The organism is Mesorhizobium sp. AD1-1 (assembly GCF_020164655.1).
GTDB classification, from domain to species: domain Bacteria; phylum Pseudomonadota; class Alphaproteobacteria; order Rhizobiales; family Rhizobiaceae; genus Mesorhizobium; species Mesorhizobium ciceri.
In genome coordinates this window covers 14,347-32,147 of the sequence record NZ_JAIUGP010000001.1, presented here as the reverse complement: position 1 = coordinate 32,147, position 17,801 = coordinate 14,347, and the positions used below count along the sequence as shown (strand labels likewise).

Here is a 17,801-nt window from a genome sequence, read left to right as displayed (position 1 = left end):
CAAAGCGATGAGCGCATCCGCCGATCGCAATTCACAGACACGCGCCATCGTCACCGGCGGCGCGCAAGGCATCGGCTTTGCCGTTGCCGAAGCGTTGGCCGACGAGGGCTGCCGGGCGCTGGCGCTCATCGGCCGCTCGCAGGAGAAGGGCGACAAGGCTGTCGCCCATTTCAAGAAAGCCGGCGTCGATGCCATTTTCATCAGCGCCGATGTGTCAAAAGTGGCGGACTGCAAGCGCGCGGTCGCCACCGCGATCTCGCATTTCGGCACCGTCAACGCGCTGGTCAACGCCGCCGCCACTTCGGCGCGCGGTTCGCTGGTCGAAACCTCCGAAGAGTTGTTCGATACGATTTTCGATACCAATGTGCGCGGCCCGTTCTTCCTGATGCAGGGCGTGGTGGCGCATCTCCTGGAAAAGAAGGCACCCGGCTCGATCGTCAACGTGCTGTCGATGTCGGCGCATACCGGCCAGTCGTTCCTGACGCCCTATTCGACCAGCAAGGGCGCGCTGATGACGCTGACCAAGAACGTGGCCAATGCCTATCGCTACAACCGCATCCGCTGCAATGCGGTGCTGCCCGGCTGGATGGACACGGAAGGTGAGGACATCGTGCAGAAGAAGTGGCACGACGCGCCGGACGACTGGCTGGCGAAGGCCGAAGCGACGCAGCCGATGGGCCAGTTGGTCAAGCCGGACCAGCTTGCCCGTCTGATCAGCTACATGGTCAGCCCACAGTCCGGTGTCATGACCGGGTCGCTGGTCGACTACGATCAAAGCATTGCGGGGGCGTCACCGGAGTAACGCCGGCGAGTCTCAAACGCCCATCACTTCGTCATCCACGGGCGGAGCAAGGAGCGTAGCGACGCGGCGCAGACCCGAGGATCCATGCCGCGACTTCTGAGCGGTGCTGCGGTGCGGAATTCTGCTCCGCTGCACCATTCGGCCAAAGTCACGGAATGGATCCCAGGGTCTCCGCGACGGAGCTTCGCTCCTGCTCCGCCCAGGGAGCACGAAGTTTGGGTGCTTCGGCCATCCCGAATTGTCTCCGCATCAGGGCACGTGACAAGTGCCTCCGCATCGACTATATGAGCCTCATGATCAACCTGACCGCCACATATTGGTACTTTAGGAGCTCGCTGGCGGCGGGAGGATTGCGCTCGATCTGAAGATTGCAGCAACAAGATCCGAACAGCCGCCATACCTGGCGGCTTTTTTGTTTTCAGCCGGCAGGTTCCCTCTAAATCAAAGAGGAGCATGATGTCGTCCGAAAACCGCTTCACACTTTTCGGCATCATGCTCTCGACAGGAGCAGAAAGCCGTGTTGACCACCACAGACGACCTCCGGGTCAAAGAAATCCGAGAACTGAGCACACCGGACGAGGTGATGCGGGAGATACCGCGCACTTTGACGGCGACGCGCACCGTCAGCGCATCGCGCAACGCAATCCATGCCATCTTGAACGGGACCGACGACCGGCTGCTCGTCATCGTCGGCCCGTGTTCGATCCACGATCCGGTCGCGGCCGTCGATTACGCCAGCCGTCTCGCGGCGCTGCGCGAGAGCCTGTCGGACCGGCTGGAGATCGTGATGCGGGTCTATTTCGAAAAGCCGCGCACGACGGTCGGCTGGAAAGGCCTGATCAACGATCCCGACCTCGACGGCAGCTTCAACATCGACAAGGGGCTGCGGATGGCACGCAATGTGCTGTCGGCCGTCAACAATCTCGGCCTGCCGGCGGCGACCGAATTCCTCGACATGACCACCCCGCAATACATTGCCGACCTCGTGGCCTGGGGCGCGATCGGCGCGCGCACGACCGAGAGCCAGATCCACCGCGAACTGGCCTCGGGCCTCTCCTGCCCGGTCGGCTTCAAGAACGGCACCGACGGCAATCTGCGCATAGCCGCCGAGGCGGTGAAATCCGCCGCGCAGCCGCATCATTTCATGGCGGTGACCAAGGGCGGGCGCAGCGGCATCGCCACGACCACGGGCAATGAGGACTGCCACGTTATCCTGCGCGGCGGCGTTCAGCCCAACTATGACGCGGCGAGCGTCGAAGCCGCCGCTGTGGAACTCGCCCGCATCGGCATTGCGCCCCGTCTGATGATCGATGTCAGCCACGCCAACTCGGCCAAGAAGCCCGAGAACCAGCCCAAGGTGGCGGCAGATGTCGCCGGCCAGGTCGCGGCAGGCGACGAGCGCATCATCGGCCTGATGATCGAGAGCAATCTCGTCGCCGGCCGGCAGGACGTGGTGCCGGGCAAGCCGCTGGTCTATGGCCAGAGCATCACCGATGGCTGCATCGACTGGGCGACCACCGAGACCGTGCTGCACGGCCTTGCCGGCGCCGTCGAGTGGCGCCGCTCGGCACGCCGCGCCATGATCGACAACCGGCAGGGAGCTGCCTGACAGGGCATAGGGAAGTGGGCGGCGGTGACCGGGATTACGCCGCCCTTAATCCTTCCCATGCCGTGAACACCGACACGGCAAAGAGCAGCAGTCCGGCCGCCCGGCCGGCAAAAATGGTCGCCCGCGGATTGGCGATCAGAAGGTTGCGGCTGCGGCCGGCCGTGATCGCCAGCCCGCCATAGATCGCAGCCTGCGTCACCACGGTCAGCAGCCCCATGACCGTCGCCTGCATCCAGATCGGACCGTAGTCCGGTTTCAGGAACTGCGGGTAGACGGCAAGCACGAACAGGTATGCCTTCGGGTTGATCAGGCAGGTCACAAACCCCTGGCGAAACGCCTTCCATGCGGAACGGCTGCCGGCAGGCCCCTCCTGGCCGACGATGATGGAACTGCGCATCAGCGTGATGCCTATGAAGGCCATGTAGGCGGCGCCGGCAAGCAGCAGCGGCTTGAACAGGATCGGCACGAAATGCATCAGCAGGCCGACGCCGATGGCGCCGTTCAGCGTGTGCACCATGCCGCCGACCATGATGCCGCCGGTCGCGGCAAGGCCTCGGTCGCGGCCGCCCGTCAGTGCATTGGCAAGCACGAAGAGCATATCCATGCCCGGAACGGCGATGATGCCTAACAGCAGGATAAAGAAAAGCCAGAGATTTTCCGCATAGCCCATGTCAGTTGCCTGCCGCCTCGCTCCGCCAAACCGCAGCGGAACCTGTTGATTTTCAATTCGATAGGCGCTCCTATAGGTCAGCCCAACTGACGATGGTGTGTCAGTTGTGATGGAAACCGGGCGAGAAAAATGCGCAAGGCGTCGCGCCTGTTCGAGATCATCCAGATCCTGCGGCTGGCGCGGCAGCCGGTGACGGCAGCGACGATCGCCGAGCGGCTGGAGGTGACGGTGCGCTCGATCTATCGCGACATTGCCGCCCTGCAGGCGATGCGCGTGCCGATCGAGGGCGGGCGCGGCATCGGCTACATCCTGCGTCCCGGCTTCGACCTGCCGCCGCTGATGTTCTCGATCGAGGAGATGGAGGCGATCGTCCTGTCGCTGGCGCTGCTGGAGCGCACCGGCGACAGCGAGCTCAAGCAGGCGGCCAAGCGCATCAGCGCCAAGATCGCCGGCGCGGTGCCGCCGCCCTTGCGCCAGGTATTCGACGCCAATGCGCTGCATGCGTGGGGGTTCGCCGCGCCTTCGACCGGCGCGATCGACCTTGCGCTGGTGCGACGCGCCATCCGCGACGAGGAAAAGCTCGACCTCTCCTATCGAGACGAAATGGGCCGCGCCTCCGAGCGCCTCATCCGCCCGATCGCGCTCATCTACTACGCCGAAACCGCCAACATCGTCGCCTGGTGCGAGCTGCGCCAGGCGATCCGCAATTTCCGCAGCGACCGGATCGCGGATTGCCAGGCGACCGGGTTACGCTTCAAGGGCGAAGGCGACCGCTTGCGGCAGGTCTGGGTGAATGGATGGGAGACGAACGTCGCGGTTGGCGGCTGACGCGATTTCCCTTCTCCCCTTGTGGGAGAAGGTGGATCGGCGCGTTAGCGCCGAGACGGTTGAGGGGTGTTCCAGCGGAATGAGACGCTGGCGTTCCCTGGAACACCCCTCATCCGTCGCCTTCGGCGACACCTTCTCCCACAAGGGGGAGAAGGGAAGCAGCCGCTCTACCGTACGTCCACCCAGCGCTTTTCCTCGAACGAGCGCGCCATCGCGTGCACCGTGCGCTCGATCTCCAGCCCTTCGGCAAACTCGATGAGCCGCGCCGGCTTGCCTTCAAGCCGCGTCAGCAATTCGTGGCACTCGATGATCTTGAGATCATTGAAGCCGAGGCCATGGCCCGGCGCCGGCACGAAGAGGTCATAGGGCTTGTGGTGCGGCGCCACCAGGATGGTGCGGTAGCCCTGTTCGGTCGGCCGGTCTGATGTGAGATAGAGCTGGAATTCGTTCGATCGTTCCTGGTCGAACAGGATCGACCCTTTAGAGCCGAAGATCTGGACGGCGATGCGGCCCTTGCGGCCCCAGGCTGAGCGGTTGACCAGCAGCGTGCCGGCAATGCCGTTTTCCAGATGCATCAGCACGCTGGCGATGTCGTAGGTCTCCACCGCGCGACGACCGCCGCTGGCCAGCTTGCGATCGGCATAAGGTTTAGCCATGTCGCAGATGACACTGGCGACGCGGCCGAACAGGGCCGAGACCAGAGACAGCGGATGCACGGCGAAATCGTCGAGCGCGCCATAGCCGGAAGCTGCTTCGTGCTTCCAGAAGAACAGCGCTTCGGGGTCGGCCATGAAGTCCTCGTCCATCTCGATGCGCAGATGGTTGACCTCGCCGATGATCTTCTCTTCCAGCAGCGCGCCGATATGGCGGATGGCCGGGCTCTGGATGTAGTTGTAGCCGAGGGCCGCGACCTTGCCGGACTTTTTCGCCGCGGCCGCCATCGCCTCGGCCTCGGCAAAGCTCGGCGCCATCGGCTTTTCGCACCACAGATGCTTGCCTGCTTCGAGGATGGCGACGGCCATTTCCGGGTGGAACTGGTTGGGCGTGGTCAGCGAGACGATGTCGACTTCGGGATCGTTGACGACGGCGCGCCAGTCGCCCGACGCCTTGGCGAAACCGAACTCGCCGGCCTTGCGCCGGGCAAGCTCTTCATTGACCTCGCCGAGATGGACCAGCCGTGGCTTGGCCACGTCGGGAAAGACAGCGCTGACGGCACTCCATGCGATGGCGTGACACTTGCCCATGAAACCCGTACCGATGAGACCGACGCCGACCATTTTCCGTTTCTCCACTGCTTGAAGCGCTGCGTGGATGAATTAGTCCATTTTCTCCTGAAATGGAATGTCTGCCTCATTTTTTATGGTGTTCTTGCGCAGGCTCGCTATGATGAGGCACAGAGGACGCTTCACGCATGAGCCTGGACAGAGCGACGATGGACGAACGGGTACCTCGCGATTTCGAGACGCTGCGCACCACCATCCTGGAGCGGCGCGAAAGCCTGCCGAAGCGCATCGCCCAGATCGCTGCCCATGCGCTCGACAATCCAGACGATATCGCCTTCGGCACCGCCGCCAGCATCGCCGCTTCGGCCGGCGTGCAGCCTTCGACCCTGATCCGATTTGCCCAGCAGCTTGGCTTCGATGGTTTCACCAGCCTGCAGCAGGTGTTTCGCGAGCGGCTGCGCGAGCGCAACTCATCCTATGACGAAAGGCTGCAGGCGCTGCGCGTCAAGGCTGAGGGAGGCGCCGGCCACCGGGCGATCTTCGACGGCTTCGTCGCCGCCGCCTCGACCTCGCTCAACGATATCTCGCGCACGCTGGACGAAGCGCATCTGGAAGACGCTATTTCCCTGCTGGCAAAGGCGGAAACCATCTATGTGCTGGCCAAGCGGCGCTCCTATCCGGTGGCGTCCTACATCGCCTATGCGCTGGGCAAGCTGAAGATCCGCAACCAGCTGATCGAATCGGCGGCCGGGCTGAATGCCGAGATGATCGGCTTCGCCACGCCGGCGGATGCCGTCATCGCCATCTCCTTCTCGCCCTACGCGCCCGCCACGATCGAGGAGGCGCGCAGCATTTCGGAACAGGGCGTGCCGATCGTCGCCATCACCGACAGCTCGTTTTCGCCGCTCGCCCAGTTCGCCAAGGTCTGGTTCGAGGTTGCCGAGGCCGATTTCGCCGGCTTCCGCTCGCTGTCGGCGACAATGGCGCTGGCCATGGCACTGACCGTCGGCGTCGGCGAGAAGCGGCGCGACATGGGCAGGAAGCGCAAGGCCTGATCCACCGCCGAAAAGGTACTTTTCACCGAAGGAATACTCATTCCATATTGACTATCGATTGGAATTATTATTTCATATTCCCGGCGCCACGCTGCCGCTCGCGCGTGTACCCCAAGACAACAAGGCCGACGGGAGGTTCCAATGAGCGAAGCCGTGGACGCTGAATACGCGCCGCTCGACGTCATCACCATCGGTCGCGCTTCCGTCGACCTTTACGGCCAGCAGATCGGCTCGCGGCTGGAGGACATCACCTCCTTCGCCAAGTCGGTCGGCGGCTGCCCGGCCAACATCTCGGTCGGCACCGCCAGGCTCGGCCTGCGCTCGGCGCTGCTCACCCGCGTCGGCGACGAGCAGATGGGCCGCTTCATCCGCGAGCAGCTGACGCGTGAAGGCGTCAATGTCGACGGGCTCAAGACCGACAAGGAGCGGCTAACCGCACTGGTGCTGCTGTCGGTCGAGGACGAAGGCGTCTCGCCGATGATCTTCTATCGCTCGGACTGCGCCGACATGGCGCTGGCGCCGGAAGACATCGATGAGGCCTTCATCGCCTCGGCGCGCTCGATCGTCGTCACCGGCACGCATTTTTCCAGGCCCAACAGCGATGCCGCGCAGCGCAAGGCGATCCGCATCATGAAGGCCAAGGGCGGCAAGGTGGTGTTCGACATCGACTACCGGCCGAACCTGTGGGGTCTCGCCGGCCATGCCGAAGGGTTCGAGCGCTATGTAAAATCGGACCGCGTCTCGGCGCAGCTGAAGACGGTGCTGCCCGACTGCGACCTCATCGTCGGCACCGAGGAAGAGATCATGATCGCGTCGGGCGCCGATGATTGCCTGAGCGCCTTGAAGACGATCCGCTCGCTGTCGTCCGCCACCATCGTCCTGAAGCGCGGCGCGATGGGCTGCATCGTCTATGACGGACCGATCAGCGACGATCTCGAGGACGGCGTCGTCGGCAAGGGGTTTCCGATCGAGATCTACAATGTGCTCGGCGCCGGCGACGCCTTCATGTCGGGCTTCCTGCGCGGCTGGCTGGGCGGCGAAGACCATGCGACGGCGGCGACCTGGGCCAATGCCTGCGGCGCCTTCGCCGTGTCGCGGCTGCTCTGCGCGCCGGAATATCCGACCTTCGAGGAGCTGCGGTTCTTCCTCAAGAACGGCAGCAGGCATCTGGCGTTGCGCAAGGACGAGGCGATCAACCACATCCATTGGGCAACGACGCGCCGGCGCGACATTCCCTCGATGATGGCGCTCGCCTGCGACCACCGCGTGCAGCTCGAGGATGTGGCGGCGAAGGCCGGTGCCGATCCCGCACGCATCCAGGATTTCAAGGTGCTGGCGGTCAAGGCGGCGGCGAAGGTTGCCGCCGGCCGCGACGGCTACGGCATGCTGATCGACGAGAAACACGGCCGCAAGGCGATGTTCGAATTCGCCAGGCATTCCTTCGCCTGGCTCGGGCGGCCGGTGGAGCTGCCGGGTTCGCGGCCGCTGCGCTTCGAATTCTCGCAGGACATCGGCTCGCATCTCACCGAGTGGCCGGTCGACCACTGCATCAAGTGCCTGTGCTTCTATCATCCCGACGATCCGGCCGCGCTCAAGGAAGAACAGCAGCAGAAGTTGCGCGCGCTGTTCGAAGGCGCGCGGAAGGTCGGCAGGGAACTTCTCATCGAGATCATCGCCGGCAAGCATGGCAAGCTCGACGACACGACGATCCCGCGCGCGCTGGAGGAACTCTATGCGCTCGGCATCAAGCCGGACTGGTGGAAGCTCGAGCCGCAGGCGTCGAGCGGCGCCTGGGCGAAGATCGAGGCCGTGATCCTGAAGCACGACCCTTGGTGCCGCGGCGTCGTGCTGCTGGGCCTGGAAGCGCCGCAGGACGAACTGGAAGCGGCATTCGCCGCCACCGCCAAGGCACCCATCGTCAAGGGTTTTGCCGTCGGCCGCACCATCTTCGTCCATGCGGCCGAACAATGGCTGGCCGGCAGGATGTCGGATGACGAGGCGATCGCCGACATGGCGCAGCGCTTCGAACAGTTGACGGATGCGTGGCTTGCCGCGCGCGGCCGCAAGGCGGCATAAGAAGGCGCGGAATAGGACTGCGGAGGAAAACACCATGAGCAAGACAATCCGCCTGACGATGGCGCAGGCGCTGACCCGCTTCCTGTCGCGCCAGATGACCGAGATCGACGGTAGCAAAGTCCCGATCTTCGGCGGCGTCTGGGCGATCTTCGGCCACGGCAATGTCGCCGGCATCGGCGAGGCGCTCTATCAGGTCCGCGACGAACTGCCGACCTTTCGCGCCCACAACGAACAGGCGATGGCGCATGCGGCAATCGCCTACGCCAAGGCCAATTTCCGCCGCCGCTTCATGGCCGCGACCTCTTCGATCGGCCCCGGCGCGCTCAACATGGTGACGGCGGCGGCGCTCGCCCATGTAAACAGGTTGCCCGTCCTGTTTTTGCCAGGCGATGTCTTCGCCAACCGCATCCCCGACCCGGTGCTGCAGCAGGCCGAGGATTTTTCCGACGGCACGGCGACGGTCAACGACTGCTTCCGTCCGGTTTCGCGCTATTTCGACCGCATCACCCGGCCGGAGCAGATCATTCCTGCGCTGAGCCGTGCCATGGCCGTGCTGACCGATCCGGCCGAATGCGGCCCGGTGACGCTGTCGCTCTGCCAGGACGTCCAGGCCGAGGCCTATGACTATCCCGAGAGTTTTTTCGCGGAGCGCGTCTGGCACCAGCGCCGGCCGCGCCCGGATCGCCAGGAACTGGCGGCCGCGGTCGCCGCGCTCAAGGGTGCAAAAAAGCCGTTGGTGATCGCCGGCGGCGGTGTCCTCTATTCGCAGGCGTCGGACGAACTGGCGAAATTCGCCGAGGGCGCCGGCATTCCTGTCTGCGAGACGCAAGGCGGCAAATCCTCGCTGCCGGACAACCACCCGCTCAACATGGCGGCGGTCGGCGTCACCGGCACTTCTGCCGCCAACCGGCTGGCTGAGGAAGCCGATGTCGTGCTGGCCATCGGCACGCGCCTGCAGGATTTCACCACCGGTTCGTGGGCGCTGTTCAAGAATTCGGGCAAGACCATCATCGGGCTCAACGTGCAGCCCTTCGATGCCGGCAAGCACCGCGCCCTGCCACTGGTGGCCGATGCGGCCGAGGGCCTGGGGGAACTCGGTGCTGCGCTGAAGGGTTGGAAGGCGCCGGCAAGCTGGACCGACAATGCGTCCTCCGGCAAGAAGGCCTGGGCGGTCGAGGCGGCCAAGGTGACGGCGTCGACCAATGCCGCCTATCCGTCCGATGCGCAGGTGATCGGCGCGGTGCAGCGCGCCATGGGCTCCGGTGTGACGCTGCTGAATGCCTCCGGCGGGTTGCCGGGCGAATTGCACAAGCTTTGGCAGGCGGGCGCGCCCGGCTCGTACCATGGCGAATACGGCTTCTCGACCATGGGCTACGAGATTGCCGGCGGGCTCGGCGCCAAGATGGCGAAGCCCGGCGAGGAGATCGTCGTCATGATCGGCGACGGCTCCTACCTGATGATGAATTCGGAGATCGCCACCTCGGTGATGCTCGGCCTCAAGCTGACCATCGTGCTGCTCGACAACCGCGGCTATGGCTGCATCAACCGGCTGCAGATGGCGACCGGCGGCGCCAACTTCAACAATCTGCTGAAGGACTCGCGCCACGAGGTTCTGCCCGACATCGACTTCGCCGCGCATGCGGCGAGCATGGGGGCGATTGCCGAGAAAGTGCCGTCGATCGCCGGGCTGGAAAACGCGCTGGCACAGGCCAGGAAGAATACGCGCACCACGGTGCTCGTCATCGACACCGACCCGCTGGTTTCCACCGATGCCGGCGGTCACTGGTGGGATGTGGCGGTGCCGGAAGTGTCAGTGCGGCCGCAGGTCAACGCGGCGCGCAAGGCGTATGACGAAAAGCGGCAGATGCAGACCATCGGCGATTGATAGAGGCGCCGAAGCTCCTCCTTCTCCCCGCCTCTACACGGGGAGAAGATGCCGGCAGGCAGATGAGGGGCGGCGCCAACGAGCAAGAAACTGTTTTAGGACCGGAGTGACGACTTGAAAGCCAAACTGGGCATGTCCCCCATTGCGTGGTGGAACGACGATCTTGCGGAGCTCAGCGATGACGTGTCGCTGGAAGAATGTCTGCGCCAGTCGCGCTCGGCCGGCTTCACCGGCATGGAGATGGGCCGGCGTTTTCCCAATGACCCCGAAATCATGCTGCCGATCCTGAAGGCCGCCGACGTCACGCTGTGCGGCGGCTGGTTCTCGGGCACGCTGGTCGATGGGGAGATGGCCGACAACAAGGATCGCATCCAGCCGATGATCGACCTGTTCAAGGCGGTGAACGCGCCTTGCATCGTCTATGGCGAGGTTGGCCGTTCGATCCAGGGCGACCGCTCGAAGCCGCTGGCGACCAAGCCGAAGCTGTCGGACGACGAGATGAAAGCCTATGCGAAGCGCCTGACCGAATTTGGCGAATGGTGCGCCGAACAAGGCATGCCGCTGTCCTACCACCACCACATGGCGGCAGTGGTCGAGACCGAGCCGGAACTCGATGCCTTCATGCGCTATTCCGGAGCCGGCATTCCGCTGCTGCTCGATGCAGGCCATCTGGCATTCGCCGGCGGTAACGTGCTGCGCGCCATCGACAACCATCATACCCGGATCAGCCATGTGCATGTGAAAGACGTCCGCATGGGGGTGATCGAAAAGCTCGACCGCACGAAGCAGTCCTTCCTCGATGCGGTGGCGCTCGGCGCCTTCACCGTGCCGGGCGACGGTTCGCTGGACTTCGGCGCCATCGTGCAGCGCTTCGCCGACCATGGCTATGAGGGCTGGTTCGTGGTCGAGGCCGAGCAGGACCCGAAGAAGAACCCGCCGCTCAGGATGGCGCAAGTGGGCTACAAGGAATTGATGCGCGTCATGACGGCGGCCGGATACACGGTCGAGACGCAAGGCTTTCCAAATGTCTAGTCTCCCAATGGCTGGTGCGACGGGTTCCCGGCGAGGCCGATTGCTGTAGATTGGCCCGATGAAAGATTCCGAACACCCCTTCTTCCGGCCTTTGTGGCGGCGTGTCGCCGTCGTCGCGGTCTGCGTCATCTGGTCGATCATCGAGTTCGCCACCGGCACGCCGTTCTGGGGCATGATCGCGCTCGGCTTCGCCGGCTACGCCGTCTGGCAGTTTTTTTATCTCTACAAGCCTGCTGACGAGGCGAGGCCTCCGGTCGGGCCCGAGCCGAAGGAGTGACTGATCGCATGCGTCGGCGGTTAGCTTCCAGTGCTTCTAACTTCGTCATCCTAGGGTCTCCGCGACGGAGCTTCGCTCCTGCTAGGCCCTAGGATGACGAAGTTGAGAGGCTTCGGCCGATCTCGAAGATTTGCGATAGGAGAGACAAAAATGTCGAAGCTGCTCGTCAAAGCCGACAAGGGCCACGGTCGCGTCGCCCATGTGACGCCGAAAAGCGCCGGCTGGACCTATGTCGGTTTCGACCTGCATCGGCTGAAGCCCGGCGAGAGCGCCTCCGGCAAGACGGAGGATCGCGAAGTCTGCCTGGTGTTCGTCACCGGCAAGGGCAAGGCTTCAGCCGGCGGCAAGGAGCTCGGCCTGCTCGGCGAGCGCATGTCGCCCTTCGAGGGCAAGCCGTGGTCGGTCTACATTCCGCAAGGCTCCGACTGGTCGGTGACCGCGGACACCGAACTGGAGCTCGCGGTCTGCTCGGCGCCGGGTCTTGGCGGCCGCCTGCCGGTTCGCGTCATCGGACCGGACGATCTCGGCCAGGAGGTGCGCGGCAAGGGCACCAACACGCGCTATGTCACTAACATATTGCCGGAGGGCAAGCCGGCCGATTCGCTGCTGGTGGTCGAGGTCATCACGCCCGGGGGGCATACGTCGAGCTATCCGCCGCACAAGCACGACCAGGACAATCTGCCCGCTGAATCCTACCTCGAGGAAACTTACTATCACCGCCTCAACCCGCCGCAGGGCTTTGCTTTCCAGCGCGTCTACACCGACGCCGACAAGAACGGCCATCGCGCGCTCGACGAAGCAATGGCGATCGAGGATGGCGATGTCGTGCTGGTACCCAGGGGTTATCACCCCTGCGCCGCCTGCCATGGCTACGACCTCTATTATCTCAACGTCATGGCAGGACCGAAGCGGACGTGGAAGTTCCACAATGCGCCCGAGCATGAATGGCTGATGAAGGCCTGATCGGTCGCTGCGTGAGCACTCGCTCCCTGGTCCAGCACGAAAAAATCGTCGGCTAATGACCCCGCCGCGGCGTTTTGTTACCTGAAAGCCAGCAAGGCTTCGTCAATTCGTCATGGAAATCACCTATGGCAGCGAAGCTGACAAGGACTTTCCATGCGCTACGCCCTCTATTTCACTCCCCGGCAGGACGAGCCACTGGCGCGGATTGCCGCCAACTGGCTGGGCCGCGACCCGTTTGGCGCCGCCACGAGGCCGGTCGAAGCGGTGGCCGACCTGTCGGCGGCGGAAGTCGCTTTCCACACCGCTTCGGCGCGCCGCTATGGTTTCCATGCGACGCTGAAAGCACCGTTCCGCCTGGCTGCCAACGAGACGGAAGTCTCGCTGCGCGCCGCGCTCGACCATTTTGCCGAGGTGACGCCGGTGGTGACCATTCCCCGTCTCGTGGTCAGCCAGATCGACGGCTTCTTCGCACTGGTGCCGGAAGGGCCAGTGCCTGCGCTCAACCGGTTCGCCGATGACGTGGTGCGCGACTTCGACCGGTTTCGCGCACCGCTGAGCGAGGCGGAAATCGAGCGGCGCAGCCCGGATTCGCTGAAGCCGGCCGAGTTCCGCAATCTCTGCCAATGGGGCTACCCCTATGTCTTCGAAACCTTTCGCTTCCACATGACGCTCTCCGGCCGGGCGGGGTCACAGGAGAGCCCGCGTTTGCGCGCAGCGATCGACAGCCTGTTCGCGGAAGTGCTGCAACAGAAGGTGCTGGTGGATGCGCTGACCTTATTTGTCGAAACCGAACCGGGTGCGCCGTTCATGGTGCTCTCGCATCACGCGCTCGGGCGCCGCCCGGCCAGAAAAACCGCCTGAAGGACTGCCTGAAATGACCGCCGAGACTGTTCTCCACAATGCCCGCATCGTGCTTGCCGACGAGATCGTCGAAGGTTCGCTGGTGCTGCGCGACGGCTTTATCGCCGGCATCGAAGCCGGCGCAAGCCTTGGCTCTGGCCGCATCGGCGAGGATATGGGCGGCGACTATATTATTCCCGGGCTGGTCGAGTTGCACACCGACCATCTCGAAGGCCATTACGCGCCGCGGCCCAAGGTGCGCTGGAATCCGATCGCCGCCGTGCTCGCCCATGACGCGCAGGTGGCAACCGCCGGCATCACCACCGTGCTGGACGCCTTGCGCGTCGGCATGGACGAAGACGCCGACCTGACATCGGCCGACATCCGCAAGCTGGCCGACGCGATCGAGGACAGTGTGAAGCAGGACCGTCTGCGCGCCGACCATTTCATCCACCTGCGCTGCGAGGTTTCGGCACCCGACTGCCTCAGGGCTTTCGCTAATTTCGACGGCGACGAGCGGGTTAAGCTGGCATCGCTGATGGATCATGCGCCAGGCCAGCGCCAGTTCGTCAATCTCGAAACCTATGCCTACTATTACCAGCGCAAGCTGAAGCTGACCGATCGCGACTTCAAGGTGTTCTGCGAAAAGCGGATGGCCGAATCGGCGCGCAATTCGGCGCCGAACCGGGCGGTGATCGCCGCCGCCTGCCAGGAGCGCGGCATCGTGCTGGCCAGCCACGACGACGCCACATCGGGCCATGTCGACGAAGCGATCGAGCAGGGCGTGCGGGTCGCCGAATTCCCGACCACGGAAGAGGCCGCCAGGGCCTCGAAAGAGGCCGGGATGGGTGTGCTGATGGGCGCGCCAAACGTTATGCGCGGCGCCTCGCATTCGGGCAATGTCTCGGCCCGTACGCTGGCCAGCGACGGCCTGCTCGACATCCTGTCGTCCGACTACATTCCCTTCAGCCTGATCCAATCGGCGTTCTTCCTCGGCGATGTCGTCGAAGGCATTTCCCTGCCGCAGGCCGTCGCCATGGTCTCGAAGAACCCGGCCGATGCGGTTGGCCTGACCGACCGCGGCGTCATCGAGCAGGGCCGCCGCGCCGATCTGGTGCGGGTGCGCGTCGACGACCATGTTCCGGTCGTGCGCACCGTGTGGCGGCAGGGACGCCGGGTGGCATGATGGTGTCGGCACTGATCGAGCGGGAACTTTCGGCCGAGACGTTTCCGATCCGCGATGGCGTTTTCGTCGCCGTCGTCGGCCCAAGCGGCGCCGGCAAGGACACGGTGATCGGCTACGCCCGCAACCATTTTGCCGACGAAACGCGGCTGGAGTTCGTCCGCCGGGTTATCACCAGGCCGAGCGATGCCGCAAGCGAGGATCACGACACGCTGGCCGACGCTGCCTTCGCCGAAGCCGAAGCCGATGGCGCCTTCGCCATTTCCTGGGAAGCACACGGCTTGCGCTACGGCATCCCCGCCGATGTCGACTGGTCTGTCGCCAATGGCCGTGTCGCTGTCGCCAATGTGTCGCGCGCGATCATCCCCTCCTTGCGCGAACGCTATGCCAACCTGGCCGTCGTCGAGATCACTGCCTCGCCTGAAGTGCTGGCCGAGCGTCTGGCGATGCGCGGCCGGGAGTCCCGCGGCGAAGTGCTGGCGCGGCTGGCACGCAGCGCCAATGTCACTCTGTCCGGGCCCGGCGTCACCTCGATCGACAACAGCGGCCCGCGCGAAGCCGCCGGCGAACGCTTCGCCGAGGTGCTGCGCAAGGCGATGGCCTTTTCCGACATCTCGGGCCTGATCTAGGCTAGCTATTCCGCAGCCTGGCCCGCCACGCCCTTGCGGGTGGCGTCGACCATCAGCCGCCGTTCCCGGAACACGCCCCATTGCTGGTCGACCAGCACGCCGATGAGGATGACGCCGCCCATCACCGCGAAGTTGAGCGAGGACGGGATGCCTAGCAGGTTGACGAGATTCTGCAGCTCCTGCAGCAGCACCGTGCCGAGGATGACGCCGATCAGCGAGCCTTCGCCGCCGCGCAGCGAGAAGCCGCCGAGCACGGCGGCGGCGATGGCGTAGAGCTCGTAGAACTGGCCGTGGCTGGCCGGCGAGATCGAGCGCGTGTACATGGCGAAATAGATCGCCGACAGCGCCGTCAACACGCCGCAGATGACATAGGCGGCGATGACGACACGGCCGGTGCGGATGCCCGAATATTTCGCCGCCTCCTCGTTCTTGCCGATGGCGTAGAGATAGCGGCCGAACACCGAGCGGTGCAGCACCACCCACATGACGATCGAAATAACGATCAGCGCGATGAAACTGTTCGGCACGCCATAGGAGCGGCCGGCGGTGAGGAATTCGAGCTCGGGAAAATTCTGGCCGAACGCAAAACCCGCCGTGCCGTCGGCAGTGTAGAAGCGGGCGACACCGCGGTAGATCAACAGGCCGCACAAAGTGACGACGAAAGGCTGCAGCTTGAGCCTTGTGATCAGCCAGCCATGCACCAGGCCGATGATGGCGCCGAGGAACAGGATCAGCACGAAGGCCAGCGGCCAGCCCACCTCGCGCACGGCGATGAAGTCGATGAACAGCGTTCCAAGCAGCGCGACCACCGAGCCGACCGACAATTCGATGCCGCCGGTGATGATGACGAAGGCCTGGCCGATCGACAGGATGCCGAACAGGCCGATCAGGTTCGAGGTGTTGGCGAGGTTGATCGGCAGCAGGAAGCGCGGATTGATGATCGCCACGATCGCCCCGACCACCAGGATCAGGATCAGCAGGCCGAGATCTTTCTTGCTCATCGTCGTCTCCCCAATGCCTGAGCAGATCGCGCTTGCGCGACCCCGGCAAAACTACTTCGGCTGCTTGCCCACCGCCAGCAGCAGCACGTTTTCCTGGCTGAACCGGTCCTTGTCGAGAATGCCGGAGATCTGGCCCTCATGCATGACGGCGATGCGGTCGGACACGCCGATCACCTCTTCCATGTCCGACGAGATCATCAGCACGGCGACGCCGGCATCGGCCAATGCGCGCATCAGGCCGTAGATTTCCGCCTTGGCGCCGATGTCGATGCCGCGCGTCGGCTCGTCGAGGATCATCACCTTGGGGTTCATGGCCAGCCACTTGCCGAGCACGACCTTCTGCTGATTGCCGCCCGACAGCGTGCCGGTGCGCGTCTGCACCGAAGGCGCCTTGATGCCGAGATCTTTCTTCTGCTTCTCGGCGGTGGAGGTCTCGGCGCTTGAGGACACCAGGGAGCGGCGCGCATGCGCGGGCAGATTGGGCAGCGAAATGTTCTGAGCGATCGACAGGTCGAGCAGGATACCGGTGAGCTTGCGGTCTTCCGGCACCAGGAAGATGCCGTGCGCGACGGCGTCGGCCGCGGAAGCCAGCGCAAGCGGCTTGCCGTCGAGTTCCAGCGCGCCGCCGAGCTTCGAATCGATGCCGAAGAACACCCGCGCCAGCTCGGTGCGGCCGGAACCGACAAGACCGGCGAGGCCGAGGATTTCGCCGCGCCTGACGTCGAGATCGACCGGGCGGCCGGGATAGGCAGGGGTGCGGATGGCCTTGGCCGCAAGTGCTACGGCGCCGGGCGCACGCGCCGCTTCCGAGGCCTTCTCGCGCTCCTTCAGCATGCGGCCGATCATCAGCTTGACCATCTGGTCGTGGCCGATATCGCTCTTCGGCAAGGTGCCGGCCAGCATGCCGTCGCGCAGCACCACGACGCGGTCGGCGACGCGTTCGACTTCGTGCAGGCGGTGCGAAATGAAGATGACGCTGATGCCGTCGGCCTTCAGCGCCTTGATGACGTCGAGCAATTTGTCGGTCTCGGCGAGCGGCAGGCTGGATGTCGGCTCGTCGAGGATGACCAGCCGCGCCTCGATCGACAGCGCCTTGGCGATCTCGACCATCTGCTGCTGCGCCAGAGACAGGGTCGCGACCGGCGTGTCGGCGGAAAAATTGGCGCCGACGCGCTTCAAAAGCGGCGCCACCATGGTGCGCAGCTTGGCGCGGTCGACGAGCTTGAGCGGCCCGGCGCGCAACGGCTCGCGGCCGAAGAAGATGTTGGCGGCGACGTCCAGATTTTCGAACAAGTTGAGTTCCTGGTGGACGAAGGCGATGCCCGATCCCAGGCTGGCTTCGACGGAGAGCCTGTCATGCGCGGTGCCGTCGACGGTGATCGTGCCGCTGTCGGGCCTGGTGACGCCGCCGAGGATCTTCATCAACGTCGATTTGCCGGCGCCGTTTTCGCCGACAAGGCCGATGACCTCGCCCGGCCTGACCTCCATGGAGAAGCCGTCGAGCGCAACGACGCCCGGATAGGTCTTGCGCACGTTCTCAAGGCTGAGGAACGGGGCGGTCACGGATGCAGCAATGGATGTGTCGGAATAATTCATCATGCCTGACAGCGATTGGCGGGCCAATTTCTGAGCATGATCTTTTCCGAGAACCGGCTTCCACTTTTCGGGATCATGCTCTTGGCTTTTGGCAGACTGACGATCCTCGCGGTGTTCGTCAATGCGAGCAGC

16 protein-coding genes are annotated in these 17,801 nt (G+C 64.4%); 12 read left to right on the top strand and 4 right to left on the bottom strand.

All coding sequences use genetic code 11. The features are described 5' to 3' along the window. Positions 1-7 precede the first annotated feature (7 nt). Positions 8-802: an SDR family oxidoreductase gene (locus tag LB519_RS00155; RefSeq protein ID WP_013528365.1), complete on the top strand. Its 795-nt coding sequence runs from the start codon at positions 8-10 to the stop codon at positions 800-802. A 517-nt stretch (positions 803-1,319) separates the two neighbouring features. After that, entirely contained in the window at positions 1,320-2,411 is a 1,092-nt protein-coding gene (locus tag LB519_RS00150) for a 3-deoxy-7-phosphoheptulonate synthase (RefSeq protein ID WP_224618266.1), read from the top strand. Positions 2,412-2,445: 34 nt separating this feature from the next. On the opposite strand, the gene LB519_RS00145 is transcribed toward LB519_RS00150, so the two are convergent. Next, a complete protein-coding gene (locus LB519_RS00145) occupies positions 2,446-3,081 on the bottom strand; it encodes a LysE family translocator (protein ID WP_224618264.1) in 636 nt (211 codons plus the stop codon). Between the two features lie 129 nt (positions 3,082-3,210). Between LB519_RS00145 and LB519_RS00140 the strand changes: the two genes are divergently transcribed. Continuing rightward, complete coding sequence (locus LB519_RS00140) at positions 3,211-3,909, top strand: helix-turn-helix transcriptional regulator (protein ID WP_224618259.1); 699 nt, start codon at positions 3,211-3,213, stop codon at positions 3,907-3,909. Between the two features lie 167 nt (positions 3,910-4,076). Here the strand turns inward: LB519_RS00140 and LB519_RS00135 are convergent, their stop codons facing one another. After that, positions 4,077-5,186 carry a Gfo/Idh/MocA family protein gene (locus tag LB519_RS00135; RefSeq protein ID WP_013528369.1) on the bottom strand — a complete coding sequence of 370 codons (1,110 nt, stop codon included), beginning with the start codon at positions 5,184-5,186 and terminating at the stop codon, positions 4,077-4,079. Positions 5,187-5,341: 155 nt separating this feature from the next. Here LB519_RS00135 and LB519_RS00130 point away from each other — a divergent pair, with 155 nt between their 5' ends. The 9 genes from LB519_RS00130 (at position 5,342) to phnN (ending at position 15,072) form a co-directional block, all read left to right on the top strand. Continuing rightward, complete coding sequence (locus LB519_RS00130; protein ID WP_224618700.1) at positions 5,342-6,187, top strand: MurR/RpiR family transcriptional regulator; 846 nt, start codon at positions 5,342-5,344, stop codon at positions 6,185-6,187. A gap of 141 nt (positions 6,188-6,328) precedes the next feature. After that, positions 6,329-8,263, top strand: coding sequence for a bifunctional 5-dehydro-2-deoxygluconokinase/5-dehydro-2-deoxyphosphogluconate aldolase (locus LB519_RS00125; protein ID WP_224618258.1), 1,935 nt, complete (start codon positions 6,329-6,331; stop codon positions 8,261-8,263). A gap of 34 nt (positions 8,264-8,297) precedes the next feature. After that, a complete protein-coding gene (gene iolD, locus LB519_RS00120; protein ID WP_224618257.1) occupies positions 8,298-10,148 on the top strand; it encodes a 3D-(3,5/4)-trihydroxycyclohexane-1,2-dione acylhydrolase (decyclizing) in 1,851 nt (616 codons plus the stop codon). A gap of 114 nt (positions 10,149-10,262) precedes the next feature. Next, positions 10,263-11,180, top strand: a complete 918-nt coding sequence (gene iolE / locus LB519_RS00115; RefSeq protein ID WP_024502017.1) for a myo-inosose-2 dehydratase — start codon at positions 10,263-10,265, stop codon at positions 11,178-11,180. Between the two features lie 58 nt (positions 11,181-11,238). Further along, entirely contained in the window at positions 11,239-11,457 is a 219-nt protein-coding gene (locus LB519_RS00110; protein ID WP_027161053.1) for a hypothetical protein, read from the top strand. 150 nt (positions 11,458-11,607) lie between these two features. Then, positions 11,608-12,420, top strand: coding sequence for a 5-deoxy-glucuronate isomerase (gene iolB / locus LB519_RS00105; protein ID WP_224618256.1), 813 nt, complete (start codon positions 11,608-11,610; stop codon positions 12,418-12,420). 153 nt (positions 12,421-12,573) lie between these two features. Then, on the top strand, positions 12,574-13,281 hold the full coding sequence (locus LB519_RS00100) for a DUF1045 domain-containing protein (RefSeq protein ID WP_224618254.1): 708 nt from the start codon (positions 12,574-12,576) through the stop codon (positions 13,279-13,281). A gap of 13 nt (positions 13,282-13,294) precedes the next feature. After that, positions 13,295-14,446 carry an alpha-D-ribose 1-methylphosphonate 5-triphosphate diphosphatase gene (locus LB519_RS00095; protein ID WP_063169766.1) on the top strand — a complete coding sequence of 384 codons (1,152 nt, stop codon included), beginning with the start codon at positions 13,295-13,297 and terminating at the stop codon, positions 14,444-14,446. Then, positions 14,443-15,072 carry a phosphonate metabolism protein/1,5-bisphosphokinase (PRPP-forming) PhnN gene (gene phnN, locus LB519_RS00090; RefSeq protein WP_224618253.1) on the top strand — a complete coding sequence of 210 codons (630 nt, stop codon included), beginning with the start codon at positions 14,443-14,445 and terminating at the stop codon, positions 15,070-15,072. The genes LB519_RS00095 and phnN overlap by 4 nt, the downstream gene beginning before the upstream one ends. A gap of 5 nt (positions 15,073-15,077) precedes the next feature. Here phnN and LB519_RS00085 read toward each other — a convergent pair whose 3' ends face one another. Together LB519_RS00085 and LB519_RS00080 are read right to left on the bottom strand one after the other, a co-directional pair. Then, positions 15,078-16,073, bottom strand: coding sequence for an ABC transporter permease (locus LB519_RS00085; protein WP_027161057.1), 996 nt, complete (start codon positions 16,071-16,073; stop codon positions 15,078-15,080). Positions 16,074-16,124: 51 nt separating this feature from the next. Then, complete coding sequence (locus LB519_RS00080; protein ID WP_081714222.1) at positions 16,125-17,669, bottom strand: sugar ABC transporter ATP-binding protein; 1,545 nt, start codon at positions 17,667-17,669, stop codon at positions 16,125-16,127. Between the last annotated feature and the right edge of the window lie 132 nt (positions 17,670-17,801).

What these genes read in the sequence shown, in the direction of transcription:
- LB519_RS00155 (WP_013528365.1), top strand. Translation starts at nt 8, where the DNA reads ATGAGCGCATCCGCCGATCGCAATTCACAGACACGCGCCATCGTCACC.
- iolD (WP_224618257.1), top strand. Translation starts at nt 8,298, where the DNA reads ATGAGCAAGACAATCCGCCTGACGATGGCGCAGGCGCTGACCCGCTTC.
- LB519_RS00125 (WP_224618258.1), top strand. Translation starts at nt 6,329, where the DNA reads ATGAGCGAAGCCGTGGACGCTGAATACGCGCCGCTCGACGTCATCACC.
- LB519_RS00135 (WP_013528369.1), bottom strand. Translation starts at nt 5,186, where the DNA reads ATGGTCGGCGTCGGTCTCATCGGTACGGGTTTCATGGGCAAGTGTCAC.
- LB519_RS00080 (WP_081714222.1), bottom strand. Translation starts at nt 17,669, where the DNA reads ATGAATTATTCCGACACATCCATTGCTGCATCCGTGACCGCCCCGTTC.
- LB519_RS00100 (WP_224618254.1), top strand. Translation starts at nt 12,574, where the DNA reads ATGCGCTACGCCCTCTATTTCACTCCCCGGCAGGACGAGCCACTGGCG.
- LB519_RS00145 (WP_224618264.1), bottom strand. Translation starts at nt 3,081, where the DNA reads ATGGGCTATGCGGAAAATCTCTGGCTTTTCTTTATCCTGCTGTTAGGC.
- LB519_RS00085 (WP_027161057.1), bottom strand. Translation starts at nt 16,073, where the DNA reads ATGAGCAAGAAAGATCTCGGCCTGCTGATCCTGATCCTGGTGGTCGGG.
- LB519_RS00095 (WP_063169766.1), top strand. Translation starts at nt 13,295, where the DNA reads ATGACCGCCGAGACTGTTCTCCACAATGCCCGCATCGTGCTTGCCGAC.
- iolB (WP_224618256.1), top strand. Translation starts at nt 11,608, where the DNA reads ATGTCGAAGCTGCTCGTCAAAGCCGACAAGGGCCACGGTCGCGTCGCC.
- LB519_RS00110 (WP_027161053.1), top strand. Translation starts at nt 11,239, where the DNA reads ATGAAAGATTCCGAACACCCCTTCTTCCGGCCTTTGTGGCGGCGTGTC.
- LB519_RS00130 (WP_224618700.1), top strand. Translation starts at nt 5,342, where the DNA reads ATGGACGAACGGGTACCTCGCGATTTCGAGACGCTGCGCACCACCATC.
- phnN (WP_224618253.1), top strand. Translation starts at nt 14,443, where the DNA reads ATGATGGTGTCGGCACTGATCGAGCGGGAACTTTCGGCCGAGACGTTT.
- LB519_RS00140 (WP_224618259.1), top strand. Translation starts at nt 3,211, where the DNA reads ATGCGCAAGGCGTCGCGCCTGTTCGAGATCATCCAGATCCTGCGGCTG.